Source organism: Leifsonia sp. McL0627 (assembly GCF_058244615.1).
In genome coordinates, this window is sequence record NZ_JBZCGM010000005.1 from 94582 (window position 1) to 118735 (window position 24154).

Here is a 24154-nt window from a genome sequence, read left to right on the forward strand (position 1 = left end):
TCGGCGTTCGCGCTCGGCGTCAGACGATGTTGAGCAGGAGGTGCCCGGACGAGACGGTCTCGCCGACCGCGGCGTTGATGCCGGCGACGGTGCCGTCTTTGTGTGCGGTGAGCGGCTGCTCCATCTTCATGGCTTCGAGGACCAGCACGAGGTCGCCCTTGACGACCTCGTCGCCGTCGGCGACCGCCAGCTTGACGATGGTGGCCTGCATCGGAGCCGTCACCGAGTTTCCGGTGGCCGTGTCGACGGCGTGCGCGCCACCACGGCGGCGGGGCGCCAGAGTGGATGCGCCGGTGTCGGCGCCGCCGGAGAGGAGCTTCGCGGGGAGGGAGACCTCGATGCGCTTGCCCTCGACCTCGACGACAACGCTGCTGCGGCGTTCGGCGGGAGCCGTGTCGCCGAGTTCGCCGGACCACGGGGCGATGTCGCCCTGCCAGTCGGTCTCGATCCAGCGTGTGTAGATGGAGAACGGCTCGCCGTCCTGCGGGGCGAACGCCGGATCGCGGACGATCGCGCGGTGGAACGGCAGCACGGTCGGAAGTCCTGCGACCTCGAACTCGTCGAGGGCGCGGCGGGAGCGCTCAAGCGCCTCCTCGCGGTTCGCGCCGGTGACGATCAGCTTGGCGAGCATCGAGTCGAAGGAGCCGCTGATGACATCGCCGGCCTGGATGCCGCTGTCGACGCGCACGCCGGGGCCGCCCGGCGCCTTGAAGACGTGCACGGGGCCGGGGGAGGGGATGAAGCCGCGCCCGGCGTCCTCGCCGTTGATGCGGAACTCGAAGGAGTGTCCGGTGGCGACGGGGTCGTCGTAGTCGAGTTCGCCGCCCTCGGCGATGCGGAACTGCTCGCGGACCAGGTCGATCCCGGTGACCTCTTCCGACACCGGGTGCTCGACCTGGAGGCGGGTGTTGACCTCGAGGAACGAGACGGTGCCGTCTTTGCCGATCAGGAACTCGCAGGTGCCAGCGCCCTGGTAGCCGACCTCCTGGAGGATCGCCTTGGAGGCGGAGTAGAGCTGGTCGGTCTGCGTCTGGGTGAGGAAGGGGGCAGGCGCCTCCTCGACGAGCTTCTGATGCCGGCGCTGCAGCGAGCAGTCGCGGGTGGAGACGACGACGACGTTGCCGTACGCGTCCGCCAGGCACTGGGTCTCGACGTGCCGTGGCTGGTCGAGGTACTTCTCGACGAAGCACTCTCCGCGGCCGAACGCCGCGATGGCCTCGCGGGTCGCCGACTCGAACAGCTCGGCGACCTCGTCGCGGGTGCGGGCGACCTTGAGGCCGCGGCCGCCGCCGCCGAACGCCGCCTTGATGGCGACGGGCAGACCGTGGATGTCGACGAAGTCGAGGACCTCGGACGCGTCTGCGACGGGGTTCAGGGTGCCGGGGGCGAGCGGCGCGCCCACCTTCTCGGCCACGTGGCGGGCGGAGACCTTGTCGCCGAGGCGCTCGATCGCGTCAGGGGACGGGCCGATCCAGGTCAGGCCGGCGGCGATGACCGCTCGCGCGAAGTCGGCGTTCTCGGCGAGGAAGCCGTATCCGGGGTGCACGGCGTCTGCGCCGGACCTGCGGGCGATGGAGAGCAGCTTGTCGATGACCAGGTATGTCTCTGCACTGGTCGTGCCGTCGAGCGCGTACGCCTCGTCGGCGAGCTTGACGTGCATGGCGTCGCGGTCCTGGTCGGCGTAGACCGCGACCGACGCGATACCGCTGTCTTTCGCTGCACGGACGACCCGGACGGCGATCTCGCCCCGGTTGGCGATGAGGACCTTGGTGATACGTGGCACAGTTTCCTAGCCTATTGCTCAGGCGGGGGAGCCTTTTGGGTGATCCCCACAAAAATGGTCGGGTCAGACGAGAGGGTGGCTACAGTCGCCGGTTCCAGAGGTCGGGCCAGTTGACGCCGAGTTCGACGAACAATCCCCTCAGGGTGGAGAGGGAGAGCCCCACCACCGTACTCGGGTCGCCGTCGACCCTGGTGATGAACGGTCCGCCGAGGCTGTCGATGGTGAAGGCGCCGGCGACCTCGAGCGGTTCGCCCGTCGCGATGTACGCGTCGATCTCCTGCTCGGACACGTCGGCGAAGGTGACGGACGCGACGGCAGTCTTGCCGAGCGCCCGGTTCTCCGTGCCGTTCCTGTGGTCGATCAGCCAGTGGCCGGAGAACAACCGGCCCGTCCTGCCGCGCTGCGCCAGCCATCTGGTGCGCGCCGTCTCGGGGTGGTGCGGCTTGCCGTGGATCTCGCCGTCGAGCTCGAACGCGGAGTCGCCACCCAGAATGAAGCCGTCGATCGGCTCGCCGTGCAGGTCGCCGCGCACCGCTTCGGCCTTGAGCCTGGCGAGCAGGTGGACCATCGCCTCCGGGGTCAGTGGGCCGTGCTCGGCCTCCGCCGCCAGGACGGCGGCCGGTTCGTCGACGTGCGACGGGACGACGATCGGCTCGATTCCCGCTGCACGGAGCAGGGCGAGCCTGGCTGGGGACGTTGATGCCAAGTAGAGGCGCATGGGTTCCTGTGGGATGCTCGACGGATGCCCCAGAACGATGAGGTCGACCTCGACATTACCAACGTCGCCCACGGCGGCGTCTTCGTCGCACGCCACGAAGGCCGCGTCGTCTTCGTGCCTGACACTCTTCCCGGGGAGCGCATCCGGGCCAGGATCACCGATCGGAAGCACGACAGCTTCTGGCGTGCGGAGACCCTGGAGGTGCTCGACGCCGCCCCGGAGCGCCAGGAGCACGTCTGGGAGGCTGCGTCCATCCACCGGGAGCCCGGCAACAGGGCGGGCGGCGCCGAGTTCGGCCACATCCGGCTGGACCACCAGCGTGAGCTCAAGCGCCAGGTGATCACGGACGCGATGCAGCGCATGGCGAAGCTCGACACCGACGTGGTGGTCGAGCCGGTCGCGGGCGAGACGGAGGACGGCACCGGCTGGCGCACGCGCGTGCGGCTGCAAGTAGACGGCTCCGGCGCTGTCGGGCCGTACGCCGCCCGCTCGCACACCGTCGTCTCGGCCACCAGCCTTCCGCTGGCGACGGCCCTCGTCGACGAGACGGCCCCGTTCGGGCAGACCTTCCCCGGCGCCGAGTCCGTCGACGTCGTCGCGACAGGGACGGGCGCGGCGCACCTCCTCGTCAATGAGGCTCCCGTGAAGCGCGGCAGGAGGATCGTCCGCCCCCGTCAGCGACCCGTCCCCATCCGCGAAATCGTCGGCGACCGTGAGTTCCAGTTGGATGCGCGCGGCTTCTGGCAGGTGCACCGCGCGGCGGCCGCCACGCTCACCGAGGCCGTGCAGTCAGCCGTCGATGAGGCGCTGTTCGACCCCCGCGCGGCCAACCTCGACCTCTACGGAGGCGTCGGGCTGCTCGCAGCTGCGCTCGGCGACCGGTTCGGCTCGACGCTCCGCATCACCTCGGTGGAGAGTGACGAGGCGGCGACGGACAACGCGGCGGAGAACCTCGCCGACTGGCTCGGCGCATCCACTGTCACCGACAGGGTAGAACGATTCGTCCAGCGACTCGCCGGGGAGGCATCGGCGATCGAACGGGCGCGCCTGCGGGCTGCGACCGTCATCCTCGACCCTCCGCGCTCCGGAGCGGGGCGCGCTGTCGTCGATGCGATCGCGTCGCTGGCCCCCGCCCAGATCGTCTACGTGGCCTGCGATCCCGTGGCCCTCGCCCGCGATGTCGCGCTGTTCGCCGAGCGAGGATACCCGCTGCGGACGCTGCGCGCCTTCGACCTCTTCCCGAACACGCACCACGTCGAGGCCGTCGCCACGCTGGCGCCGTGAGCACGTCAGCGTCTCCGCGCCCCACTACGATGGTCAGCATGGTGCGGGTGGCAATCGTCGATGATCACGAGTCCGTGCGTCTTGGGCTCAAAGCGGCCTGTCAGGACGCCGGCTACGAGGTGCTGGTCACTGCGCCCACCGTCGACGAGTTCGTGACGCTGCTCGGTGCGCAGGAGTGCGACGTCGTCGTCCTCGACCTCTCCCTCGGAGACGGCTCGAAGGTGACGGACAACGTCAAGCGCGCCCAGGCAACCGGCGCTGCCGTGCTGGTCCACAGCATCGCCGACCGGGTCGCCAGCGTGCGCGAGGCGCTCGCCGCGGGAGCCGCGGGCGTCATCCCCAAGTCGTCGCCGACCACCACGGTCATGAACGCGATCAAGACGGTCGCGAGCGGCGACGTGCTCAACAACCTCGAGTGGGCCACCGCGATCGACGCCGACAGCGACTTCGCCAAGGCCCAGCTCGGCCGTCGCGAACGGGATGTGCTGCACCTGTACGCATCCGGCCTGCCGCTCAAGGCGGTCGCCGCTCAGCTCGGCATCGCCAACTCGACCGCCCGCGAGTACCTCGACCGCATCCGGGTCAAGTACGTCGAGGTCGGTCGCCCCGCCCCGACCAAGGTCGATCTGCTCCGCCGTGCCGTCGAAGACGGAATCCTGCCCGGGCTCGACCCCGACACGGGCAATGAGCGCAACTAGCGCGCCACCGCGGACCGCCCCTCCGGAGGCGTCCCAACCGCGCAATCCGATCAGCCGCGAGCGGTTCGAGCGCATCGCAGGCCGCAGTGTCTCCGCCTTCGGGCTGGTGTTCGGCCTGCAGACGATCCCGACGGCGCTCGGCCAGCTTCCTGGTCTACGGTCTCCGTGGGGCCTGATCGAGATCATTGTGGTGTTCGGCGGCCTCGCCGCCATCGTGCTCCTCGCGATCGTCCAGCGGTTCGTGAAGGCCGCGATGGCCACGCTGTCCGTCGTCTACTTCGCCGCCATCGTCACGTGGCCGCTGATCGCGCTGCCTTCGCACTCGTTCGCGGCGGACAAGCCATGGGTCTGGTTCCTCTGCTCGGTGTTCACGGCGTTCGCCGCCGTCGCGTTCCCGCTCTGGCTGGCGACCGCGTACACGTTCATCACCCCGATCGCATACGGCATCGTGCGTGCGCTCCCCGCCGGCGGCGGCGTCGGCGCCGAGCTGGCCGGTCTCGACGCCCTGTACGCGATCATCCTGGGCGGCGTGATCCTGGTGATCATCGCGATGCTGCGGCAGGCCGCCTCCACCGTCGACACGGCGCAGTCGCAGGCGCTCGCCAAATACGCCAATGCCGTCCGGCAGCACGCCACGGAGGTCGAGCGCGTCCAGGTGGATGCGATCGTGCACGACAGCGTGCTGACCACTCTGCTCTCCGCCGCCAGTGCACGCACGCCGGAGGCGAAGGAGCTCGCCGCGCGGATGGCCTCGGACGCCATCGGCCACCTGCACGCCGCGGAGGCGTCCAGTCCGGAAGACCAGTCGCTGGTCGGCCTCGACCGCCTGAGCGAGCGCATCTTCACCGCGGCGAACGCGTTCTCCTCCCCGTTCGAGCTGGATGTGCGCGACGTCGAGGTGCATGTGCTCCCGGTGAACGTGGCCGAGGCCGTCTACTCAGCCACCGTGCAGGCGATGGTCAACAGCATGCAGCACGCGGGCAACAAAGACGTGCAGCGCACGCTGTCGATCCGCGGCGGCAGCCCGCAGGCCACCGTGCACATCGTCGTGGCGGACACCGGGCGCGGTTTCTCGGCGGCGGACGTGCCGGCCGAGCGTCTCGGACTGCGGGTGAGCATCCGGGAGCGTCTGTCGAAGGTGGGCGGCCACGCGCGCATCGAGTCGGCGCCCGGTGAGGGCACGACCGTGACCATCCTGTGGCCGTCGTCGGAGTCGGATGCGGAGGTGCGGGCGTGATCACCCTTCCCCGGTTCCTCTTCCTCGGCCTGGGGGCGCTTTTCTCGGCCTACCACCTGTTCCTCGCCCTGTCGTCGCTGTCCACGCCGGTGAACCCGGGCCCGCCCATCGCTGCGATGATCCTGTATGCGGTCGCGACGGTGATCAGCCTGTGGCCGACCAGCCCGACCAAGATGCCGCTCTGGCTCGCCGCGTTCGACCTCGCAGTCTGCGTCGCCATCCCCATCCTGGTCACCAGCCAGCTCGACCCGGCCAAAGACAACGGGTACGCCACCTGGTACGTCGCCGCGGTCGGAACGCTGATGACGATCACAGCTGTGCGCAGGCAGCAGTTCGCCGCGTGGGTGGGCGTCGGCTACCTGGCCGTGCAGACCATCGTCTGGGCGGGCGTCCCTGCGCTCGCCGGACTCGGCGTGATCGGCTCCGTGGTGTGGGTCGGTGTCGCCGTCGTCATCTCCGGCTCGCTCGCCAAAGCCGGCAGGGATGCACTGCAGTTCGCCCGTGCGGAGCGCGAGGCGACCGAGTGGCAGGCCGCCCAGGAGGCGCACGTCATGGAGCGCCAGCTGCGTCTCCGGCAGACCTACCGGGTGGCGGCTCCCATGCTCGCGGAGATCGTGCGTCGCGGAGGCGATCTGACTGAGGCGGAGCGGCGCGAGTGCCGCTACCTGGAGGGCGCGATCCGCGACGAGATCCGCGGACGCCGCCTGCTCAACGACGACGTGCGCCGCCAGGTGATGGATGCGCGTCGTCGCGGCGTCGTCGTCAGCCTGCTCGACGAGGGCGGCATCGACGACCTCGACCAGCACGCCCTGGACGGCGTCCTGCGCCGACTGGCGGACGCGATCCGTGGCACGACCACGGACAAGCTGATCGTGCGCACCGTCCCCCGCTCGTCCAAGACGGCGGTGACGGTGGTGGGCCTCCGCATGTCGGACGACGGCAACGCGAACGCACTCGGCGCCGACACAGAGGACGACGAAGTCGACCTCTGGCTCGAGATCCCGCGCCCGATCCACGAGCTCTAGCAGCCGCTTCGCGTCTCGCCTGAGCTTCCTGCTCTCGCGCGTTTCCCATCGAGTGGTCCGGCGGCAGAAGGCCGACCTGCGGCAGAAATGGGGAAAGGGGCCGACACCCGAATTGTCGGCCCCTATTCAAACCCCGAGTCAGGGCGACAACCCGAATATCGCCCTGACTCGCCCCCAAAACACTCGCCCGCTTACCCTAGTCGGCGAGTGATTGGCGGTGTGACTCACGAGGAGAGACACCTAGCACTATCTATAGTGGTGCTTCTCACAGCAGATCAAAAGTCGTCATTTTGGAGGACATGGGGGACAATCCGTCCCCGATGGTCGCCAGACACCCCGAAATGCGGCTTGTCCCACACTCGGGGGGCCGTGAGCTGGGGTACACCCGGCTCAGCCGCTGAACGAACGCCACGCGCCCGCGCCGGGCGAGAGCGGTGTGCGCAGCGCGCGCTGGCTGCGTGCCCAGGCGTCCGGCCCTGACTCTGGGCGCGCATCCTGTGCTGCCGCCTGTGCCTCTGCGACGGCGGCCGTGAGCACGGCCGTCACCGCGGCGACCTCCTCCGGCGTCACGCCGCGCGTGACGAACCGGATGTTCTCGGCGTCGAAGGTCACAGCGGAATGTTCCCGTGCTTCTTGGGCGGCATGGATGCGCGCTTCGTGCGCAGGGCACGCAGCGCCTTGATCACGGACACACGCGTCGCTGCGGGCTCGATCACGCCGTCGAGCTCGCCGCGCTCCGCCGCGAGGAACGGGCTGGCCACGTTGTACGTGTACTCGTTCGCCAGCTTGGTGCGCACGGCCGCGACGTCTTCGCCTGCCTCCTCCGCGCGCTTGATCTCGCCCCGGTACAGGATGTTCACCGCGCCCTGACCGCCCATCACGGCGATCTCGGCTGTCGGCCAGGCCAGGTTGATGTCGGCGCCGAGCTGCTTGGAGCCCATGACGATGTACGCGCCGCCGTACGCCTTGCGGGTGATGATCGTGACGAGCGGCACTGTGGCCTCCGCGTACGCGTAGAGCAGCTTGGCTCCGCGGCGGATCACGCCCGTCCACTCCTGGTCGGTTCCAGGAAGGTAACCGGGCACATCCACCAGGGTGAGGATCGGGATGCTGAACGCATCGCAGAAGCGCACGAACCTGGACGCCTTCTCACCGGCGTCGATGTTGAGGGTGCCTGCCATGGCGTTCGGCTGGTTGGCGACGATTCCGACAGAGCGGCCTTCGACGCGCGCGAACCCGATGACGATGTTCGGCGCGAACAGCGGCTGGATCTCCAGGAACTCCCCGTCGTCGACGACGCCTTCGATGATCGACTTCACGTCGTACGGCTGGTTGGGCGAATCCGGGATGATCGTGTTGAGCTTGCGGTCGGCGTCCGTCTGCTCCAGCTCGGGTTCAGCGGCGAACACCGGCAGCTCGGCCAGGTTGTTCTGCGGCAGGTAGCTCAGCAGGGTGCGGGCGTAGTCGAGGGCGTCCTCCTCGTCGCTCGCGAGGTAGTGCGAGACGCCGGAGATCTTGTTGTGGGTGAGCGCTCCGCCGAGCTCCTCGAAGCCGACGTCCTCGCCCGTGACCGTCTTGATCACGTCGGGGCCGGTGACGAACATGTGGCTCGACTTGTCGACCATGATGACGAAGTCGGTGAGGGCGGGGGAGTACACCGCGCCGCCGGCCGCCGGGCCCATGACGATGGAGATCTGCGGGATGACACCGGATGCTGCGGTGTTGCGGCGGAAGATCTCGCCGTACTTGCCGAGCGCGACGACACCCTCCTGGATGCGTGCCCCGCCCGAGTCGAGGATGCCGATCATCGGGACGCCGGTCTTGAGGGCGTGGTCCATCACCTTGATGATCTTCTCGCCTGCGACCTCGCCGAGCGAGCCGCCGAAGATGGTGAAGTCCTGGCTGAACACCGCGACGTTTCGGCCGTGGATGGTGCCGACGCCGGTGACGACCGCGTCGCCGTACGGCCGCTTGTTCTCCATGCCGAACGCGTGGGTGCGGTGCCGCACGAACTCGTCGAACTCCACGAACGAGCCCTGGTCGAGCAGCAGGTCGATGCGCTCGCGTGCGGTGAGCTTGCCCTTGGCGTGCTGCTTCTCGATGGCGGACTGACCGCTCGCGGTCACGGCCTCGTGGAAGCGCTCCTTGAGATCGGCGAGCTTGCCTGCTGTGGTGTGCGGATCGGCCGTCTGTCCAGGTTCTGTGTCGGTCACGCCGTTCACTCTACCTGCCAGCAGTTGGCCGATGCCGTTGAGGAAACCCTACAAAAGTTCGGCGGCAGCGTGTGCGGTCTCGTCGTGATCGCCCGATGGATGCGCATGGGCTGGACGAGCCGCAGCGATGCGGTCGCCGTGCGCCATGACGATCCCCGCGCCGATGAGGGCTGTGCCCAGCGGTGTGACGATCAGCCCGATGGCGCGGACGGCGAAGTCGAACGCCAGCAGGATGTCCTGGTCCATCCCGAGCGCCGATTCGCTCGCATTCGCGATGGAGTACCCGAGCGCCGGGAGAACGAGTTGGAGCACGGCGCCGACGATGGTGAGGACGACGCCGGTGACGAGGATCGTCCGGGGACGCGGTCGCTCGCTCATGGTCACGCGCGCCAGACGTAGGCGGCACCTGTCGCCCAGGACATTGATGAGCCCTGCATCTGCGTGTACGCAAGCGTGTTCCCCCACGGCACGAGGAATGTCGCCCCACCGCCGCAGCCCGTCGAATACCAGGTGGCGACGCCCGCGTTAAACCCGCGAGCTCGTGTGCAGAGGTAGACATCCGAGGTGTTCTCCCAGACGTACTCCCGCCGATAGCCGGGATAACCGATCACTGCGCATCCCTGCACGCTTGTCGCGTACGTGTTGCCGATTCCGGCCACGCTTCTCACTTTCTGGCCGCAGCCGGCTCTACTGCTCCTGATCGGCAGGCTGTCCAGAGTGCCGTCGATGTCTGCTGCCTGGATCGTCTCGGCCATGACGGAAGCCTGTCCGGCTTTCACATCCACGACGACCTCTGCCCCGGAGGGGGTTGCGACGACGAGTGGGCCCTCGAAGGTGGCCAGATCGAGAGCGACGTCCTCCCGGGTCGCGGTGAGAGGTCGCTCGCTTCCGGCATCGTCTGCTGATGCTGGACCAGCAATGCTGATCTGCGCGACGACAATGGCGCATCCGACCATTGCGGATGCAGCAGCCCTCGCTGCGGTGAACGTGGTGAACATCTTCGTCCTCTTCTTCGTTTAATATGTGGAAGAAAGAGTCTCAGATATCACTGGCTTTCGCAACCGATGGTGTCGCGATCCGAGCGCTGGCAGACTGGGGCAATGGAGCTCCGCCGCAGTCGCGAAATCGTCCCCGTCGTCGACGTCCTGGATGAGGCGGGGTCGACGAACGACGTCCTCGTCGCCCGCGCAGCCGAACTGCCGGACCTCTCGGTCGTCCTCACCGACAACCAGACCGGTGGGCGCGGACGGCTCGGGCGGGTGTGGGTGTCGCCGCCCGGCAAGGCCGTCGCGATCTCCGTCCTGCTGAAGCCGAGCGGCCTGCCGGTGGAGTCGTTCGGCTGGTTTCCGCTGATCGCCGGGCTCGCGATGAGCAGGGCGCTCTCGCCGCTGGTTCAGGGCGATGTCGAGGTGAAATGGCCGAATGACGTGCTGATCGACGGCGCCAAGGTGTGCGGCATCCTCACCGAGTTGCTGCCAGACCTGTCCGGTCTCGTGATCGGGTCCGGCGTCAACCTCACGCTGACGCGCGACGAGCTGCCCACCGACACGTCCACGTCCCTCCTCGTCGCCGGCGCGCGCGATATCGACGTGGATGCGGTTCTCTCGTCGTACCTCACCCACCTCATCGTCCTCTACCGCGCGTTCAGTGCCGCGGGCGGCGATCCGGTCGCGAGCGCCGTCAGGGACGAGGTGGCGGAGGCGTGCCACACCATTGGTCGCCGGGTTCGCGTGATCCTGCCGTCCGGGGACGACCTGCTCGGAACGGCCGTCGGCATCGACGACGACGGACGACTTCTGGTGGAGTCGGATGCCGGGATCACGGCTGTCGCGGCCGGCGACGTGACCCACCTGAGGTATTAATTGGACATGAGCAACACCACGCCACAGGACGGAGCGCCGGCCGCGCCTCCGGAGCAGATCGTGGCGCGTCTGCGCTCCAACGCGCGGGCGATGTTCTGGCCGAGCATCGTCCTCATCGCCGCGTGCGGTGCACTCGGATACTTCGCCGGACGGTTCGGCGAGGTGTGGGAGATCGTGCTGCTCTGGTCGGCGGCGGCCGCGGTCATCCTGTTGCTGTTCCTGCTTCCGCTCGCCTCCTGGCTGAGCCGCAGGTACACGATCACGACCAGGCGCATCATCCTGCGCCACGGTTTCTTCGTCCGCGTGCGCCAGGAACTGCTGCACAGCAGAGGCTACGACGTCACGGTCAAACGCAACTGGCTGCAGAGCGCATTCCGGTCTGGGGATGTGCGGATCAACTCCGGCCTGGAGCGTCCGGTCGTGCTCAAAGACGTGCCGAAGGCCGACGCGGTCCAGCGTGCGCTGAACGACCTGATGGACCACTCGCAGACCGTGGTCGCCGTGCGCAGACAGCAGTCGGAGTCAGTCTCCGACGAGACCACTGTCTGGGGATCCCGGTAGCGAACCCGCCGGGGCGAGTGCCGGTTCGGGCTGAACGGCCGCTTGACGGGTCCTGTTCGGGGCGAACACCCACCAGCGGTAGAACGCGAAGCGGAACACGGTGCCGAGCGCGAGCCCGACCACGTTGTTCGCGATGTTGTCGGCCAGGCGGCTGTCGTAGCCGAGGACGACACGGGAGACGTAGACGCAGAGCACGGGGATGACGAGCCCGCAGATGCTCACGATCAGGAACTCGACGCCTTCGCGGGCGACGTTCGATCTGCGCTCCTTTGCGAACGCCCAATACCGGTTGCCGACGTAGTTGGTGGCGATGGCGACAGCGTTGGCGATGACGGTCGCAGCGAGCGCTCCCCAGTGCGATGCGGACATCGGTGTGAGCAGCAGCGCGTTGAACACGGCGAGGTTCACGAGAACGCCGACGGCGCCGACAGCGCCGAACTTCGCCAGCTGCGGCAGAAGCCGCGACTGCCGGTGTTCCGGCTGTGTCTCGCTCGTCATACGTCCAACCCGATCTGCGCGAAGATAGTTGAGTGCGTTGGTGAGCATACGCGCGAAAGGTATCCCCAATCTGGGAGTTGCCCCCGCCCATCCTGAAGAGTATCGAGGAGACGATCAGATGGCCAAGAACACGGTCGGCGTTATCGGTGGAGGTCAGCTGGCCCGCATGATGGTCCCGCCTGCGGTCGAACTCGGAATCGACATCCGCGTGCTGGAGGAGGCGGAGGGCATGAGCGCCGAGATCGCCGCGACCGGCGTCGGAGATTACCGCGACCTCGACACTGTGCTCGCCTTCGCCGAGACAGTGGATGTGGTCACCTTCGACCACGAGCACGTCCCGCCGGCGATCCTCCGCGAACTGGTGTCGCGCGGCATCGAGGTGCACCCCGGCCCGGACGCCCTGCTCTATGCGCAGGACAAGCTGCAGATGCGTGCGAAGCTCAGTGAGCTCGGGCTGCCCGTCCCCGACTGGGCGGCCGTCGAGTCCGCTGACGAGCTCGGCGCGTTCCTCGCCGGCCACGGCGGTCGCGCGGTGGTCAAGACCGCGAGGGGCGGCTACGACGGCAAGGGCGTCCGCGTCGTCTCGGAGGCGGCGGAAGCGGACGACTGGTTCCTCGCGCTCGCCGAGGACGGCAGGGGAGGGGCGCTGCTGGTCGAGGAGCTGGTGTCGTTCAGCAGGGAGCTCGCGCAGCTCGTCGCCCGCCGCCCATCCGGTGAGATGGCCGTCTGGCCCGTGGTCGAGACGGTGCAGCGCGACGGCGTCTGCGCCGAGGTCATCGCCCCGGCGCCCGGCTCCGCCGGTCGTGCCGCGGACCTGGCCGCCGAGATCGCCAGGACCATCGCGGACGGCCTCGGGGTGACCGGCGTGCTCGCCGTCGAGCTGTTCGAGACGACAGACGGCCGCATCCTGGTCAACGAGCTCGCGATGCGCCCGCACAACAGCGGGCACTGGTCGATCGAGGGGGCGGTGACCAGCCAGTTCGAGCAGCACCTGCGCGCGGTGCTCGACCTGCCGCTCGGCTCGACGCAGACCCGCGACGACTGGTCGGTGATGATCAACATCCTGGGCGGGCCGTCGGAGGGTTCGCTGCAGGACAGGTACCCGGCCGCGCTCGCCGCGCATCCTGCAGCCAAGTTCCACGGGTACGGGAAGGCGCCGCGTCCCGGCCGCAAGGTCGGCCACGTCACGGTCGGAGGGGACGACCTCGACGACGTGGCGTACCAGGCCCGCGCCGCCGCGGCGTTCTTCACGGACTGACGCCTCGCGGGGCGTGCCGTCCGTGTGGTCGGCCGACGCGCCTCTAGCATGGTGGTCATGCCCGCAGCCTCCACCAACCCACTCGTCTCCGTGGTGATGGGGTCGGACTCCGACTGGTCGGTGATGCAGGAAGCGTCACGGCTGCTCACCGAGTTCGGCGTCGCCCACGAGGTCGAGGTCGTGTCCGCACACCGCACACCGGAGAAGATGATCGACTTCGGCAAGCGTGCGGCGTCGCGCGGCGTGAAGGTGATCATCGCCGGAGCAGGAGGCGCGGCCCACCTGCCGGGGATGCTCGCCGCCGTCACGACACTGCCCGTCGTCGGCGTGCCCGTGCCGCTCGCCAGGCTGGACGGACTCGACTCGCTGCTCTCGATCGTGCAGATGCCGGCCGGTGTCCCCGTCGCGACCGTCTCCATCGGCGGGGCGAGGAACGCGGGCCTGCTCGCGGTGAAGATCCTCGCGACGTCCGACGACGCGCTCACCTCCGCCCTCTCGACGTTCGCCGCCGACCTCGAGGCCAGCGTCGAAGAGAAGAACCGGGCACTCCAAGCGAAACTATGAGCATCGCGACCCCGCTGAGGCACCCGGATGTGTCGTCCGCCCCGATCATGACGAAGCGGGCGTGGTGGCTGGTCGCGTTGAACGTCCTGCTCCCCGGCTCTGCACAGGTCGTCGCCGGAAGCAGGACGCTCGGCCGCGTCGGCATCGTCGCCACGCTGTTGCTGTGGCTGCTCGCCATCGTGACGCTCGTCGTCTATCTGATCTCGCCGTCGACGATCTACACGCTGTTCACCCAGACCGGCAGTCTGCTGGTGCTGCAGATCCTGCTCGTCGCGTACGCGGTGCTGTGGATCGTGCTCACCCTCGACACTCTGCGGCTGGTGCGGCTGGTCAAAGCGCGGCCGAACGCGCGCGGCTGGATCGCCGCTTTCTCCGTGCTCGTGCTGGTGGGGCTCACCTGCACAGCCGGGTACGCCTCCGTGGTCGCCGGGTCGGCGCGGGGCGCCCTCGGCAACATCTTCTCGGCCGGCCCGTCGCAGCCGCCGGTCAACGGTCGGTACAACATCATGCTGCTCGGCGGCGACGCGGGCCCCGACCGCGAAGGCCTCCGGCCGGACAGCATGTCCGTGGTCAGCATCGACGCGAACACCGGGCAGGCTGTGACCATCGGTCTTCCGCGCGATCTCAACCCCGTGCCGTTCTCGGCGAAGTCGCCGCTGCGCACGCTCTACCCGGACGGCTACGGCTATGAGGACCGCTGCGACGTCGACGTCTGCCAGCTCAACTCGATCTACACCGAGGTCGAACTGTACAAGCCGGAGCTGTACCCGAACGCGAAGAAGAACAACAGTGAGCCGGGCATCGAAGCGATGCGGGATGCGCTGGAGGGCGCGACCGGACTGACCATCCAGTACTACGTCCTCATCGACATGCAGGGCTTCTCCGACCTGGTCGACGCGCTCGGCGGCGTCGACATCGACGTCACCGAGCGCGTGCCGATCGGGGGAGACGAGAACCTCAACGGCGTCGCCGAGTGGATTGAGCCGGGGATGCACCACATGGACGGTTATCACGCGCAGTGGTACGCCAGGGCGCGGCACGGGTCGAGCGACTACGACCGCATGGCCAGGCAGCGCCAGCTGCAGGATGCGATTCTCAAACAGGTGAACCCGGTCAACGTGGTGAGCAAGTTCCAGAACATCGCGGCGGCGGGCGCGCAGGTGATGAAGACCGACATCCCGCAGTCGATGCTCGGATACTTCGTCGACCTGGGTATGAAAACCAAGTCACTGCCCGTGAAGCAGCTCGAACTGGTGCCGCCGGCGATCGACCCGCAGAATCCCGATTACACGCAGATCCACGGCCTCGTGACGCAGGCGCTCGCCCCTACCACGCCGACGCCCTCCGGCAAATAGGTCGACTCAAGCTCCCAGGTGACCCCTGAACAGGTCACAGGAACTGCTGAGGCGCACTGGGTACCGTGGCACGCCTATGTCGAGTACTGGTGTGAAGGTGACGAAAAAGACGAGCGAGCGACTGGCTTCTCTCGATGGACTTCGAGGGCTGGCGGCACTGGTCGTGCTGCTGCACCACGCCATGTACACGAACCCGAATTTTCCTGGCACGCCCGGCGGGGGAACGGCGCCGTCCGGCTCGCCGATGTGGTGGATCAGCTACACCCCGCTGAAGCTCTTCACCGCCGGCTGGGAGTCCGTGATCGTCTTCTTCGTCCTGTCCGGGCTGGTCGTGACGCTGCCCGTGGTCCGCAAGCGCGGGTTCGACTGGATCGCGTACTTCCCCCGCCGCGCCGTGCGCCTGATGGTGCCGGTGATCGCGTCGGTGCTGCTCGCGGCCGGATTCGTGGCCGCGATCCCGCAGGTCACCACGCAGCCGAAAGGGACCTGGCTGAGCAACTCGTCGACGCCGAACTTCAGCTGGGACTACATCGTCAAGGCGATGGATCTGCTCGGCGGAGACGGCCAGATCAACAACCCGCTGTGGTCGCTGCGCTGGGAGCTGATCTTCTCGCTCGCCCTCCCGGTGTTCGCCATCGCCGCCATCGCCGTTCGTCGCTGGTGGCTCGGCGGCCTGGCCGCTGCGGTGCTGCTCACCTGGCTGGGCGTGCGCACCGACGCGGGAGCCCTCTCGTATCTCCCGGCGTTCTTCGTCGGAGCGGTCATCGCCGTTCGGCTGGACTCGGTGCGGATCTTCGCCGAGCGCCTGAACGCGCGCCGGATCCGGCACGTGGCGTGGGCGGCGATGACGCTCGGCAGCGCCGCGCTGATGATTGCGCCGTGGCTGTTCGGTCCCGGCGTCGCCGACCTGCCGGAGCTCGTCGCCGTGCTCAAGGGCCTGATGCCGCTGGCCGCCGCCGGACTGGTGGTCGCCGCGATCGGCTGGAAGCCGCTGCGCGCGCTGTTCGAGTCCCGTGGTCTGCAGTTCGCCGGGACCATCTCGTTCAGCCTGTACCTCGTGCACGTGCCGATCCTGATCTTCAGCACCTACCTGTTCGCCGGTCAGGCCTGGTATGTCCCGCTGCTGTTCGCGATCCCGGCGGCTCTGCTGGTCGCCGTCGGGTTCACCTGGCTGATCGAGAAGCGCAGCCACGGCTGGTCGCGCGCGGTCGGGGTGTGGGCGTCGGAGCGCTACCGGGCCTGGTTCGGGCCGGAGGAGGCGCCGGCCGACAAGAAGGCCGTGGCCGAGTCAGGCGCGCGGGTCTGACGCCAGTTCTCGCGCGCTGGTGGGCGCCGCATCCACCTGAGGCACAGCCGGCTTCTCGGCGGCGTCCTCCGCGGCAGCGTCATCGTTGCTCCCGCGGTGCGCGAACCCCCGTGCGACGGCCGCGCCGGTGAGCTTCGACAGGGTGTGCGACCGCTTCTCGACGAGCCAGTAGAACCCGGCGGAGACGACGATGGCCGTCACCACGGCGAGCACTGCGACCACGGGCAGCGACAGCGTCGGGAACAGGTAGTAGAAGGTCAGGATGATCGGCACGTGCACGAGGTACAGGCTGAAGGAGATCTTCCCGGCCCAGCGCAGCGGCCCGACCGAGAGCAGCCAGGCGAGGGGAGCCCACTCCAGGCAGACGATCAGGATGATCACGGCGGCGACCGGCTGGAATCCGGCGAGCCACATCGCCGGGATCGGCGACAGCGCAGGGAACAGCCAGGTGCCGATCAGCAGCAGGAGCGAGCCGACGAAGGCGACGGCCCAGACGAGGTGCCCCAGCCGCCAGGCGGAGACGGCTGACCCCAGTTTCCGGATGCGCGGGAACAGCACCGCCGCCAGTGTGCCGACGAAGAACGCGGGCAGGTAGCGGAAGCTCTGCGCCTGCGAGTCGATCCCGAGGAAGGTGGAGGCGACGGCCAGGGCCAGGACGAGGGGCCAGAAGCGCTTGAGTACCACGGCAAGCCCGATGAACAGGGCGAGGGACATCGAGAACGCCATCTCCCAGAAGATGGACCAGAGCGGGTTGTTGAGCGACACATCCACCATCAGCGGGTCGACGTTGACGAGGAAACGCTTCGATGCTCAACGGATGCACGCTCGTCGCGGCCACCCACGTGCTCGTGCCGAAACGGGGCACCTGGGGGACGAGCAGCGCGAGTCCGGCCGCCAGGACGAGTGAGCACAGCACGGGAAGGCCGATGCGCACGAGCCTGCGGGGGAAGTAGGACATCCAGTCGAACTCCCTGGGCCTGAGCACGGGAAGGCTGAGCACGAACCCGCTGAGCACGAAGAAGATGATCACGGCCTCCGGGCCCGCCGTGATGAGCTTCAGCGGGGAATGGCTGAACCACCAGGCCACCGAGCCCTCCGGGGGGAGGTCCCCTCCCATGTATGTGGCCGCGAACGGCTGATACAGCAGGCTGATGTGGTGCGCGACCACGATCAGGGCGGCGACACCGCGAAGCCCGTCGAGCGACGTGAGGCGGCGAGGAGAGGAAGACATGACCGGGTCAGGATAGCAATCGGGTGCTGTGTGAGCCCTCGGAGCGCGCCGGGGCCTGGCGGCCTACAGGTCGGCGTGCAGCTGCCAGACGCGCTCGGCCGAGTCGCGCCAGCTGAAGGCGCGGGCGCGGTCGGTTCCGAGGATGCCGAGTCTGGCGCGGAGTTCGTCGTCGTTGAGCACGCGGCCGATGGCGGCTGCGATCCGCTCGGCGTACGCAGGATCGTCCGGGGTCTCCGGCCGCTCGATCACGACGCCGGCTCCACCTGCCACCTCGACGAGGGCAGGATCGTCGGAGTGGATGACGGGGAGGCCGAACTTGAACGCTTCGACGATCGGCAGGCCGAACCCCTCCGCGAGGCTCGGGAAGACGAACAGCGTCGCGCGGTCGAGCACGACGGCGAGGTCGGCGTCGTCCAGGTGGCCGAGGGCGCGGACCCTGTCCTCCGGCAGACCGGCCGCGGCGGCGACGCCGGTGGCCGAGCCGTCGCCGAACCTGTCCTGCCCGGCGATGATGAGCGGGATGTCCTGGGCGTCCGGAAGCGCGACGGCCCTGATCAGCGGGGCGACGCCCTTGCGAGGCATGATCGAGCCCAGCGTGAGCGCATACCGGTCAGGAAGCCCGAGACGCTCGGCGCGCTCGTCCGCATCCGCGGGAAGCCTGAGCGTGGTGGCGGGCGCCCCGCCGATGACGCGGACCCTGTCGCCGAAGTCGATGAACTCGCTGAGCCTGTCCGCGACGGCGTGCGTCGGAACGACGATCGCGTCGGCGTGCTTGCGGGCGCGCTTGGCCATCGCCTTGTGCCACAGCGTGCCGGCGGAGCCGAGCGACTCCGGATGCGTCCAAGGCAGCACGTCGTGGATGGTCACGGCGATCTGGTCGCCGGTGTTCGTCCTGTCGTGCTTGCGGAGCGGCGCGAGCAGGCTGGGGGCGTGGACCATGCCGCTGACCCCGCCGAGCTTGAGGCCGGACTGCCAGGCCATCGTGAGCTCGCGCCTGCCCATCGGCAGCGTGGTGATCGCGGCGATGCCGGGCAGGCGCATCCGGAGGTCGTCGAGGATCTCGTCGGAGACGTTGGGGACGATGCCCTCCACCTGGCAGCCGGCGGGAGCCGTGGCGATGAGCTGCCTGGTCAGCTCCTCGGTGTATCTGCGCGCCCCGCCGGGAGCGTCGCCGATGAGCTCATCAACGACCACTCTCAGGGTTGTCATGCTGCTCCAGAACTCCGTGACGCGCTGCGTCTGCCAGTGCTACGTCCCATGCGCGCATGGGTTCCAGGCCGGCGGCTCGCCATGCCTCGTGACCGAGCACCGAATACGAGGGCCGAGGTGCGGGGCGGACGAACGCGGCGCTGTCGGTCGGTGTGACCCTATCAGGGTTCAAACCGGCCTCGCTGAAGACGGCCTTGGCGAACCCGTACCAGCTCGTCTCGCCCGCGTTCGTGCCGTGGTAGACGCCCGCGGGGGCGTCGGCGTCGAGCAGGGCGACGATCTGCGCTGCAAGGTCGACCGTCCAGGTCGGCTGGCCGAGCTGGTCCTCGACGACGCTCACGGTCTCGTGGCTTCCGGCGAGCTTCACCATGGTCTTGGCGAAGTTCGCGCCGCCCGCTCCGTAGAGCCACGCGGTGCGCACCACGTACGTCCCATCCGGATGCGCGGCCAGCGCCAGCTCCTCGCCGGCGGCCTTCGTGCGGCCGTACGCGTTGATCGGGTCGCGGGGGGCGTCCTCGGCGTACGGAGCGGTGCCGTGGCCGTCGAACACGTAGTCCGTCGAGACAGTGACCAGCTTGGCGCCGTGCTGGTTGGCTGCGACGGCGAGGTTCTGCGGGCCGGTCGCGTTGATCGCGTACGCGTCGTCCTCGTTCGTCTCCGCCGCATCCACATTGGTGTACGCAGCGGCGTTGATGACCACGTCATGACCTGCGACGGCGGCGAGCACCGCATCCAGATCGGTGACGTCGAGGTCGGCACGGCGGAGGGCCGTGACCTCGCGGTCGGCGAGTGCCGCCTGCAGATCGAGGCCCAGCTGACCGGCCGCGCCGGTGATCAGGTAGCGCGTCATCAGTTGTCCAGCGCGGCGCGGGCCTTGAGGGGCTCCCACCAGCTGCGGTTGTCCCGGTACCACTGCACGACGTCTGCGAGGCCCTGCTGGAACGGCACCTGCGGCTCGTAGCCGAGCTCGGCGCGGATCTTGGAGATGTCGACCGAGTAGCGCAGGTCGTGGCCGAGGCGGTCGGCGACGCGGTCGACGTACGACCAGTCTTTACCGGTCGCGTCGAGCAGCAGCTGGGTCAGCTCCTTGTTGGTGAGCTCCGTGCCTCCGCCGATGTTGTAGATCTCGCCGGCACGACCGCCGACGAGCACCATCGCGATGCCGCGGGTGTGGTCGTCCACGTGCAGCCAGTCGCGGATGTTGTTGCCCTCGCCGTAGAGCGGGACGTGCTTGTCGTCGATCAGGTTGGTGACGAACAGCGGGATGACCTTCTCTGGGAAGTGGTACGGCCCGTAGTTGTTGGAGCAGCGCGTGATCGAGACGTTGAGGCCGTGCGTGCGGAAGTAGCTGCGCGCGAGCAGGTCGCTTCCCGCCTTGGACGCCGAGTACGGCGAATTGGGTTCGAGCGGGCGCTCCTCGTCCCACGAGCCTTCGGCGATCGAGCCGTAGACCTCGTCGGTGGAGACGTGCACGAACCGCTTGATGTCGTTGCGCAGCGCTGCGTCGAGCAGCTGCTGGGTGCCGAGCACGTTGGTCTCGACGAAGACGGAGGCGTCGCGCACCGAGCGGTCGACGTGCGACTCCGCGGCGAAGTGCACGACGGCGTCGATGCCGGGGAACAGCTCGTCGAGCAGCCCGCCGTTGCGGATGTCGCCCTTGATGAAGGTGTAGCGCGGAGAGTCCGCGACGGGCGCCAGGTTCTCGAGGTTGCCCGAGTACGTCAGTGCGTCCAGCACGACGACCTCAGCGCCTTCGAGCCCGGGGTATGCGTCCTGCAGCGTGCGCCGGACGAAGTTGGAGCCGATGAAACCGGCGCCGCCGGTGACGAGAATTTTCATGGAGATTACAACCTGCCTCACGGATTCTGGACTGCCGCAGAGATTCTACCTGCTCGCTTCCTGAGAGCCCTCACGGACGACGAATGCGGTTATTGCAGTGCTGCACGGTCTCGTCGTAGGCTCGCGACCGTGACTGACTCGGGGGAGCGCACCGGCGCGCGGATGAAGATAATCGGAATGATCGCGGCAGGGGCGACGGCCATAGCGCTGCTCTCCGCGCCGACGGCGGCGATCGCCGACACGTCGGACGACCAGAAGGCGGCGCAGTATTACGCGCAGGTGCAGGCCGCCGCCGCGGGCACCGAGACCTCTCCGGAGGCGGAGCAGCAGAACATCGAGGCGGCTCTCGGCGACTTGCAGACCGCCGGTGCTGCCGACGCCGTCGCGTCGAAGTTCGTGGCGGGCGACCTGGTCAGCGACGCGGTGTTCTACAAGGGGAACGCGTGGAGTGCCGCGACCATCCAGTCGTTCCTGAACACCAAGGGCGCCGGATGCACGACCACGGCGGCTCCCGGATGCGTCAAGAACTACAAGCAGACCACTACCAACAAAGCAGCAGACCCGATGTGCGCCGCGTACACCGGCGTTGCGGGGGAGTCCGCCGCGAACATCATCGCGAAGGTGGGGCTCGCCTGCGGCATCAACCCCGTCGTGCTCGTCACGCTGCTTCAGAAGGAGCAGGGACTCGTCTCGACCACCGCTCCCAAACAGTCGATGTACGACAACGCCACCGGCTGGCAGTGCCCGGACACTGCTCTCGGCTGCAGCACCGGCGCAGGCACGACCGGATTCTTCAACCAGGTCTACGGAGCCGCCTGGCAGTTCAAGCGCTACGCCGACCCGGCGGGCACGACGCCCTCCTTCGGCTGGATCAAGGTCGGCAAGGTGAACGCCGTCCGGTACAACCTCGACGCCTCCTGCGGGTCGGCACAGGTCGCCATCTTCAACAAGGCGACCGCCGCGCTGTATTACTACACGCCGTACACCCCCAACGCCGCCTCGCTTGCGAGCTACCCCGGTGAGGGCGACACCTGCTCCGCCTACGGCACCCGCAACTTCTGGATGCTGTTCAACGCCTGGTACGGATCGTCCACCGCCGGCGCGGTCCCCGCGCTGGCGCGCCTCTCCGGAGGGGACAGGTTCGAGACCTCAGCGGCCATCTCCCGCGCCGCGTACCCGACGCCCGGCACCGGTGTGGCGTCCGCATACATCGCCAGCGGCATGAACTTCCCCGACGCGCTCGCCGCGGCCCCTGCTGCGGCGAAGCTCGGCGGCCCGCTGCTGCTCGTTCAGACGACGGCGGTCCCCGCGCCGATCATGACAGAGCTGCGCAGACTGAAGCCGAAGACGATCTACGTCGCGGGCGGTGCGGCATCCGTGACGGATGGCGTCCTGGCCCAGCTGAGGACCGTCACGGCGTCTGTCACCAGGGTGGCGAGCTACGACAGATTCACGACGGCGCAGACCATCGCTAAGCAGGCGTTCGGTACCGCGGACACCGCATACCTCACGTCGGGGATGAACTTCCCCGACGCGCTCTCGGCCGGCGGAGCCGCCGGTGCGCAAAGCAGGCCGGTGCTTCTGGTCAACGGCGCGAACGGCGGGCCGGACGCCTCCACCGTCACCGCCCTCAAGGGACTCAAGACCACCAAGGTCATCGTCGTCGGCGGCCCCGCCAGCGTGTCCGTCGGGTTCGCCAACGGGCTGGCGAAGCTCGGGTTCTCGGTGACGAGGCTCTACGGAGCCGACCGGTTCGCGACGAGCGTCGCGGTCAACGCCGCCGCGTTCCCCGGCGCGACCTCCACCGCGTTGCTCGCCTCCGGGGCGGCGTTCCCTGACGCCCTCTCCGGCGCCGCATACGCCGCGACGGCCAAGAGTCCCCTGCAGGTGACGCCGCAGGGCTGCGTGTACCCGCAGGCGGCCGAGCAGACCCTGCGCGCTCCGACGTACAAGCTGCTCGGCGGGACCACCGCACTCAGCGACCTCGTGGGCAAGCTCAGCGTCTGCCAGTAGACTCCTGGGGTGCAGATTCGCGAATTGAGTATTCCAGACGCTTACGAGATCACGCCGAAGCAGCACGCGGACGACCGCGGACTGTTCCTGGAGTGGTACCGGTTCGACCGTCTGGAGGAGGCCGTCGGTCACTCGCTGAACCTCCGCCAGGGCAACACGTCGGTCTCCAAGCGCGGCTCGGTGCGCGGCATCCACTTCGCCGACATCCCGCCGGGCCAGGCCAAGTACGTCACGGCGACGCACGGCGCCGTGCTCGACTTCGCCATCGACATCCGGGTCGGCTCCCCGACATACGGTCAGTGGGACACCGTGCTGCTCGACGACAAAGACCGCAAGGCGATCTACGTCTCCGAGGGGCTCGGGCACTGCTTCGTCGCCCTGACGGACGACGCGACCGTCAGCTACCTCGTCACCGACGTGTACAACCCCACCAGGGAGCATGGGATCAACCCGCTCGACGCCGAGATCGGGCTCCGCTTCCCCGAGGAGGCGGGCGAGCTGCTGCTCTCCCCGAAAGACACAGAGGCCCCCGGCCTCGCAGAGGCCGCCGCGGCCGGGCTGCTCCCCACCTGGGAGGCCGCCCGCGCGTTCTACGCCTCGCTCGACAACGGAGGGAACTGACCGATGCGCGGAATCATCCTGGCCGGCGGCTCCGGCACGCGCCTGTGGCCGATCACCAAGGGCATCTCGAAGCAGCTGATGCCGATCTACGACAAGCCGATGATCTACTACCCGCTCTCCACCCTCATGATGGCGGGCATCAACGAGATCCTGATCATCACGACGCCGGAGTACAACCAGCAGTTCAAGGCGCTGCTCGGCGACGGCTCCGAGCTCGGCATCCGACTCGAATACGCCGTGCAGCCCTCGCCGGACGGTCTCGCGCAGGCCTTCATCATCGGTGAGGAGTTCATCGGAGACGAGTCGGTCGCGCTCGTGCTCGGCGACAACATCTTCCACGGGGCCGGACTCGGATCGTCGTTGCGCAACCACAACGAGATCGACGGCGCGCTGATCTTCGCCTACCACGTGAGCAACCCCACGGCCTACGGTGTGGTCGAGTTCGACGACACCTTCACGGCCGTCTCCATCGAGGAGAAGCCGGTCAAGCCGAAGTCCAACTATGCGGTGCCCGGCCTCTACTTCTACGACAACTCCGTCGTGGCGATCGCGAAGACGATCGAGCCGAGCGCGCGGGGCGAGCTGGAGATCTCGACCGTCAACGAGCGCTACCTGGATGCGGGAACCCTGCAGGTGCAGGTGCTCGACCGCGGCACGGCCTGGCTCGACACCGGAACATTCGAGTCGATGATGCAGGCGTCGGAGTACGTGCGCGTGATCGAAGACCGGCAGGGCTTCAAGGTCGGCTGCATCGAGGAGATCGCCTGGCGTGCCGGCTGGATCGACGACGCCCAGCTCGCCGTGCTCGCCGCTCCGCTGGTCAAGAGCGGCTACGGACGTTACCTCAACGGCCTGCTCGCCGTCGAGGCCTGAGCGCGG

24 protein-coding genes and 1 pseudogene are annotated in these 24154 nt (G+C 68.4%); 13 read left to right on the forward strand and 12 right to left on the reverse strand.

Annotated features, from left to right (window positions below; all coding sequences use genetic code 11):
- Positions 1-19 precede the first annotated feature (19 nt).
- Both AC37TH_RS15805 and AC37TH_RS15810 read right to left on the reverse strand, forming a co-directional pair.
- Entirely contained in the window at positions 20-1783 is a 1764-nt protein-coding gene (locus tag AC37TH_RS15805) for an acetyl/propionyl/methylcrotonyl-CoA carboxylase subunit alpha (protein ID WP_490765303.1), read from the reverse strand.
- Between the two features lie 79 nt (positions 1784-1862).
- Positions 1863-2501 (reverse strand): Maf family protein, encoded by a 639-nt coding sequence (locus AC37TH_RS15810; RefSeq protein WP_490765304.1) that lies wholly within the window; start codon positions 2499-2501, stop codon positions 1863-1865.
- A 24-nt stretch (positions 2502-2525) separates the two neighbouring features.
- On the opposite strand from AC37TH_RS15810, the gene AC37TH_RS15815 reads away from it, so the two are divergent.
- Genes AC37TH_RS15815 through AC37TH_RS15830 form a run of 4 tightly spaced genes read left to right on the forward strand, consistent with a single transcriptional unit; the run spans position 2526 to position 6745 of the window.
- Positions 2526-3785, forward strand: coding sequence for a class I SAM-dependent RNA methyltransferase (locus AC37TH_RS15815; protein WP_490765305.1), 1260 nt, complete (start codon positions 2526-2528; stop codon positions 3783-3785).
- 38 nt (positions 3786-3823) lie between these two features.
- Complete coding sequence (locus AC37TH_RS15820) at positions 3824-4483, forward strand: response regulator transcription factor (RefSeq protein WP_055890744.1); 660 nt, start codon at positions 3824-3826, stop codon at positions 4481-4483.
- The gene (locus AC37TH_RS15825; protein ID WP_490765306.1) at positions 4470-5720 is read left to right on the forward strand and encodes a sensor histidine kinase; all 1251 of its coding nucleotides are present in this window, start codon (positions 4470-4472) and stop codon (positions 5718-5720) included. The genes AC37TH_RS15820 and AC37TH_RS15825 overlap by 14 nt, the downstream gene beginning before the upstream one ends.
- Positions 5717-6745, forward strand: a complete 1029-nt coding sequence (locus AC37TH_RS15830) for a DUF8320 family protein (RefSeq protein WP_490765307.1) — start codon at positions 5717-5719, stop codon at positions 6743-6745. The genes AC37TH_RS15825 and AC37TH_RS15830 overlap by 4 nt, the downstream gene beginning before the upstream one ends.
- A 390-nt stretch (positions 6746-7135) precedes the next feature.
- Here the strand turns inward: AC37TH_RS15830 and AC37TH_RS15835 are convergent, their stop codons facing one another.
- The 4 genes from AC37TH_RS15835 to AC37TH_RS15850 are packed head-to-tail and all read right to left on the reverse strand — an operon-like array spanning position 7136 to position 9956.
- The gene (locus tag AC37TH_RS15835) at positions 7136-7357 is read right to left on the reverse strand and encodes an acyl-CoA carboxylase epsilon subunit (RefSeq protein WP_490765308.1); all 222 of its coding nucleotides are present in this window, start codon (positions 7355-7357) and stop codon (positions 7136-7138) included.
- Positions 7354-8967, reverse strand: coding sequence for an acyl-CoA carboxylase subunit beta (locus tag AC37TH_RS15840; RefSeq protein WP_490765309.1), 1614 nt, complete (start codon positions 8965-8967; stop codon positions 7354-7356). Before AC37TH_RS15840 ends, AC37TH_RS15835 begins: the two co-directional genes overlap by 4 nt.
- A 39-nt stretch (positions 8968-9006) precedes the next feature.
- The gene (locus tag AC37TH_RS15845; protein WP_490765310.1) at positions 9007-9336 is read right to left on the reverse strand and encodes a hypothetical protein; all 330 of its coding nucleotides are present in this window, start codon (positions 9334-9336) and stop codon (positions 9007-9009) included.
- A gap of 2 nt (positions 9337-9338) precedes the next feature.
- Positions 9339-9956, reverse strand: a complete 618-nt coding sequence (locus AC37TH_RS15850; protein ID WP_490765311.1) for a hypothetical protein — start codon at positions 9954-9956, stop codon at positions 9339-9341.
- Positions 9957-10058: 102 nt separating this feature from the next.
- On the opposite strand from AC37TH_RS15850, the gene AC37TH_RS15855 reads away from it, so the two are divergent.
- Both AC37TH_RS15855 and AC37TH_RS15860 read left to right on the forward strand, forming a co-directional pair.
- On the forward strand, positions 10059-10820 hold the full coding sequence (locus AC37TH_RS15855) for a biotin--[acetyl-CoA-carboxylase] ligase (protein WP_490765312.1): 762 nt from the start codon (positions 10059-10061) through the stop codon (positions 10818-10820).
- 6 nt (positions 10821-10826) lie between these two features.
- Positions 10827-11381: a PH domain-containing protein gene (locus tag AC37TH_RS15860; protein ID WP_490765313.1), complete on the forward strand. Its 555-nt coding sequence runs from the start codon at positions 10827-10829 to the stop codon at positions 11379-11381.
- Here AC37TH_RS15860 and AC37TH_RS15865 read toward each other — a convergent pair.
- Positions 11343-11879: a GtrA family protein gene (locus AC37TH_RS15865; RefSeq protein WP_490765314.1), complete on the reverse strand. Its 537-nt coding sequence runs from the start codon at positions 11877-11879 to the stop codon at positions 11343-11345. The genes AC37TH_RS15860 and AC37TH_RS15865 overlap by 39 nt on opposite strands.
- 118 nt (positions 11880-11997) lie before the next feature.
- Between AC37TH_RS15865 and AC37TH_RS15870 the strand changes: the two genes are divergently transcribed.
- The 4 genes from AC37TH_RS15870 (at position 11998) to AC37TH_RS15885 (ending at position 16362) form a co-directional block, all read left to right on the forward strand.
- Positions 11998-13137, forward strand: a complete 1140-nt coding sequence (locus AC37TH_RS15870; protein WP_490765315.1) for a 5-(carboxyamino)imidazole ribonucleotide synthase — start codon at positions 11998-12000, stop codon at positions 13135-13137.
- Between the two features lie 48 nt (positions 13138-13185).
- Positions 13186-13701: a 5-(carboxyamino)imidazole ribonucleotide mutase gene (gene purE, locus AC37TH_RS15875; protein ID WP_490765316.1), complete on the forward strand. Its 516-nt coding sequence runs from the start codon at positions 13186-13188 to the stop codon at positions 13699-13701.
- Positions 13698-15056: an LCP family protein gene (locus AC37TH_RS15880; protein WP_490765317.1), complete on the forward strand. Its 1359-nt coding sequence runs from the start codon at positions 13698-13700 to the stop codon at positions 15054-15056. The genes purE and AC37TH_RS15880 overlap by 4 nt, the downstream gene beginning before the upstream one ends.
- Positions 15057-15147: 91 nt before the next feature.
- Positions 15148-16362: an acyltransferase family protein gene (locus tag AC37TH_RS15885; protein WP_490765318.1), complete on the forward strand. Its 1215-nt coding sequence runs from the start codon at positions 15148-15150 to the stop codon at positions 16360-16362.
- Here the strand turns inward: AC37TH_RS15885 and AC37TH_RS15890 are convergent.
- The 5 genes and pseudogenes from AC37TH_RS15890 to rfbB all read right to left on the reverse strand — a co-directional run bounded on the left by AC37TH_RS15890 (position 16345) and on the right by rfbB (position 20641).
- On the reverse strand, positions 16345-17136 hold the full coding sequence (locus AC37TH_RS15890; protein ID WP_490765319.1) for an acyltransferase family protein: 792 nt from the start codon (positions 17134-17136) through the stop codon (positions 16345-16347). The two genes, AC37TH_RS15885 and AC37TH_RS15890, sit on opposite strands and share 18 nt — an antisense overlap.
- Before the next feature lie 64 nt (positions 17137-17200).
- Positions 17201-17593: pseudogene (locus tag AC37TH_RS15895) on the reverse strand (acyltransferase family protein); the annotation flags it as partial.
- A 63-nt stretch (positions 17594-17656) separates the two neighbouring features.
- A complete protein-coding gene (locus AC37TH_RS15900) occupies positions 17657-18802 on the reverse strand; it encodes a glycosyltransferase family 4 protein (RefSeq protein WP_490765320.1) in 1146 nt (381 codons plus the stop codon).
- Complete coding sequence (gene rfbD, locus AC37TH_RS15905; protein WP_490765321.1) at positions 18777-19652, reverse strand: dTDP-4-dehydrorhamnose reductase; 876 nt, start codon at positions 19650-19652, stop codon at positions 18777-18779. The genes AC37TH_RS15900 and rfbD overlap by 26 nt, the downstream gene beginning before the upstream one ends.
- Entirely contained in the window at positions 19652-20641 is a 990-nt protein-coding gene (rfbB, locus tag AC37TH_RS15910; RefSeq protein WP_490765322.1) for a dTDP-glucose 4,6-dehydratase, read from the reverse strand. The genes rfbD and rfbB overlap by 1 nt, the downstream gene beginning before the upstream one ends.
- A 129-nt stretch (positions 20642-20770) precedes the next feature.
- Between rfbB and AC37TH_RS15915 the strand changes: the two genes are divergently transcribed.
- The 3 genes from AC37TH_RS15915 to rfbA are packed head-to-tail and all read left to right on the forward strand — an operon-like array spanning position 20771 to position 24148.
- Positions 20771-22654: a cell wall-binding repeat-containing protein gene (locus AC37TH_RS15915; RefSeq protein WP_490765323.1), complete on the forward strand. Its 1884-nt coding sequence runs from the start codon at positions 20771-20773 to the stop codon at positions 22652-22654.
- Positions 22655-22663: 9 nt separating this feature from the next.
- Positions 22664-23275, forward strand: coding sequence for a dTDP-4-dehydrorhamnose 3,5-epimerase family protein (locus AC37TH_RS15920; RefSeq protein ID WP_490765324.1), 612 nt, complete (start codon positions 22664-22666; stop codon positions 23273-23275).
- Positions 23276-23278: 3 nt separating this feature from the next.
- Complete coding sequence (gene rfbA / locus AC37TH_RS15925; protein ID WP_490765325.1) at positions 23279-24148, forward strand: glucose-1-phosphate thymidylyltransferase RfbA; 870 nt, start codon at positions 23279-23281, stop codon at positions 24146-24148.
- The last annotated feature ends 6 nt before the right edge of the window (positions 24149-24154 follow it).

Bases quoted from the DNA above. Each gene is read 5' to 3' on its own strand.
- AC37TH_RS15870 (WP_490765315.1), top strand. From the start codon at position 11,998: ATGGCCAAGAACACGGTCGGCGTTATCGGTGGAGGTCAGCTGGCCCGC.
- AC37TH_RS15815 (WP_490765305.1), top strand. From the start codon at position 2,526: ATGCCCCAGAACGATGAGGTCGACCTCGACATTACCAACGTCGCCCAC.
- AC37TH_RS15900 (WP_490765320.1), bottom strand. From the start codon at position 18,802: ATGACAACCCTGAGAGTGGTCGTTGATGAGCTCATCGGCGACGCTCCC.
- rfbA (WP_490765325.1), top strand. From the start codon at position 23,279: ATGCGCGGAATCATCCTGGCCGGCGGCTCCGGCACGCGCCTGTGGCCG.
- AC37TH_RS15855 (WP_490765312.1), top strand. From the start codon at position 10,059: ATGGAGCTCCGCCGCAGTCGCGAAATCGTCCCCGTCGTCGACGTCCTG.
- rfbD (WP_490765321.1), bottom strand. From the start codon at position 19,652: ATGACGCGCTACCTGATCACCGGCGCGGCCGGTCAGCTGGGCCTCGAT.
- AC37TH_RS15890 (WP_490765319.1), bottom strand. From the start codon at position 17,136: ATGGTGGATGTGTCGCTCAACAACCCGCTCTGGTCCATCTTCTGGGAG.
- AC37TH_RS15820 (WP_055890744.1), top strand. From the start codon at position 3,824: ATGGTGCGGGTGGCAATCGTCGATGATCACGAGTCCGTGCGTCTTGGG.
- AC37TH_RS15810 (WP_490765304.1), bottom strand. From the start codon at position 2,501: ATGCGCCTCTACTTGGCATCAACGTCCCCAGCCAGGCTCGCCCTGCTC.
- AC37TH_RS15860 (WP_490765313.1), top strand. From the start codon at position 10,827: ATGAGCAACACCACGCCACAGGACGGAGCGCCGGCCGCGCCTCCGGAG.
- AC37TH_RS15850 (WP_490765311.1), bottom strand. From the start codon at position 9,956: ATGTTCACCACGTTCACCGCAGCGAGGGCTGCTGCATCCGCAATGGTC.
- AC37TH_RS15880 (WP_490765317.1), top strand. From the start codon at position 13,698: ATGAGCATCGCGACCCCGCTGAGGCACCCGGATGTGTCGTCCGCCCCG.
- AC37TH_RS15845 (WP_490765310.1), bottom strand. From the start codon at position 9,336: ATGAGCGAGCGACCGCGTCCCCGGACGATCCTCGTCACCGGCGTCGTC.
- AC37TH_RS15825 (WP_490765306.1), top strand. From the start codon at position 4,470: ATGAGCGCAACTAGCGCGCCACCGCGGACCGCCCCTCCGGAGGCGTCC.
- AC37TH_RS15865 (WP_490765314.1), bottom strand. From the start codon at position 11,879: ATGACGAGCGAGACACAGCCGGAACACCGGCAGTCGCGGCTTCTGCCG.
- purE (WP_490765316.1), top strand. From the start codon at position 13,186: ATGGTGGTCATGCCCGCAGCCTCCACCAACCCACTCGTCTCCGTGGTG.
- rfbB (WP_490765322.1), bottom strand. From the start codon at position 20,641: ATGAAAATTCTCGTCACCGGCGGCGCCGGTTTCATCGGCTCCAACTTC.